The sequence below is a fragment of the Streptomyces sp. NPDC058457 genome (assembly GCF_042720695.1).
Taxonomy (GTDB): domain Bacteria; phylum Actinomycetota; class Actinomycetes; order Streptomycetales; family Streptomycetaceae; genus Streptomyces.
On record NZ_JBHXLU010000200.1, the window covers coordinates 1 to 1,460 of the forward strand.

The window sequence follows — 1,460 nt, forward strand, 5'->3', positions numbered from 1 at the left end:
GGGCCGCGCCCGCGCGGCGGTAGCCGCACACTCAATACCCCCCCGCGCCCCTTGCGGGGCGCGTTCTGTCCTGGTCGGCGCCCGGGCCCTGGGCCCGGACGCGCTCCACGTGCTCCAGGGAGTCCCGCAGTTCGGTCAGCCAGTCGTCGGTGTGCCGCTGGACCAGCCGCACGCACCAGGCCAGCGCCTCACTGCGGCTGCGTGCCACCCCGCCGGCGATCAGAGTGTCCAGCACCTGGCGCTCGGGCTGGCGCAGCCGGGTCATCACCGGCGCGGCCACATGTGTGAACAGCGCCCGCTGCCCGGCGCACTCCACGCCCCAGGAGACCTTGTGCCGGAACCGGTGCTCGGCCTCGCGGGCCACGGCCATCCGGCTCTCCCGGGTGCGCTCCCGGAACTCCTGGATCCGGCCCTGTACGGCCGCCTCCCGCTCGGCGTCCGACGCGTCGTCCGCCAGCTTGGGGCCGGGGATGCGCCCGATGACGGTGACCTCCTCGCGGTCGGCGATCACCTCGACCAGTTCCTCGAAGAGGTCGTCGGGCAGCCGGCCGGCGAACCAGCCGCGGAGCTTGTCTCGTTGCTCTTGAGTAATCATGTAATGACGATTACTCCGTTGCAGCACGAAGGCAAGGGCTTGCCGGGAAGTCCGCCGACAGCGGAAGCGGAATGTTTCAGGACTATTAACGAAGCGGTGTGATCCGGCCATCTGGCCGCTTCGGGCGATCAAGAACCGCTCTGTTGCGCGGTCGAGGCGTTCGAATTCCGTGACTTCACGCCACTGATTCAATACGCAAGGTTACTGAAACCTGTGGGTTCGATGTGTGTTTCGGCGGCGGACTCGGCAGAGTGGCGCCCGCCGCCCCGGCACCCACCGGGCCGAGGGCGGCACCCGTCGAATCGAGCGGAAGGATGCACACAATGCGAACCACCGCGCGCTGGGCAGCGACCCTCGGCCTTACGGCCGTCGCCGTCTGCGGACCCCTCACGGGGGCCGCCGTCGCCGCCCCGAGCTCGCTCTACGCCCCCTCGGCCCTGGTGCTCACCACCGGCCACGGCACGGCAGCGGCCACCGCCACGCCCGAGCGCGCCGTCACCCTGAACTGCGCCCCGAGTGCCTCCGGCACCCATCCGGCCGCCGCCGAGGCCTGCGCCGAACTGCGCGGCGCCGGCGGTGACCTCGACGCCCTGGCGCCCAGGGCCGATGTGTGGTGCACCAAGCTCTACGACCCCGTCGTGGTCACGGTCGAGGGCGTCTGGCAGGGCAAGCGCGTCTCCTACGAGCACACCTTCGGCAACCAGTGCATGAGGGACGCCTACGGGACGAGCGTCTTCGCCTTCTGAGCCCGGGATCGCATGGTCCTCGTGACTGCCGGACAGGTCCGTAACTGGGGAGTGCGGCCCCTGGAGCGGGGAACCTGCGATCTCGCAGCGGGGGTCGGACGGGTGGTGTGGGGCTGCCC

Annotated in this window: 2 protein-coding genes; one reads left to right on the forward strand and one right to left on the reverse strand. The window is 70.8% G+C overall.

Annotated elements, in window-relative coordinates:
• Nucleotides 1-31: 31 nt before the first annotated feature.
• Entirely contained in the window at nt 32-595 is a 564-nt protein-coding gene (locus ACFWPS_RS53970) for a hypothetical protein (RefSeq protein ID WP_383721918.1), read from the reverse strand.
• A gap of 323 nt (nt 596-918) precedes the next feature.
• On the opposite strand from ACFWPS_RS53970, the gene ACFWPS_RS53975 reads away from it, so the two are divergent.
• Nucleotides 919-1,341: a subtilase-type protease inhibitor gene (locus ACFWPS_RS53975; RefSeq protein ID WP_383721920.1), complete on the forward strand. Its 423-nt coding sequence runs from the start codon at nt 919-921 to the stop codon at nt 1,339-1,341.
• Nucleotides 1,342-1,460 lie beyond the last annotated feature (119 nt).

Excerpts from the sequence above, each read along its gene's own strand:
- ACFWPS_RS53970 (WP_383721918.1), bottom strand. The coding sequence starts at position 595 with ATGATTACTCAAGAGCAACGAGACAAGCTCCGCGGCTGGTTCGCCGGC.
- ACFWPS_RS53975 (WP_383721920.1), top strand. The coding sequence starts at position 919 with ATGCGAACCACCGCGCGCTGGGCAGCGACCCTCGGCCTTACGGCCGTC.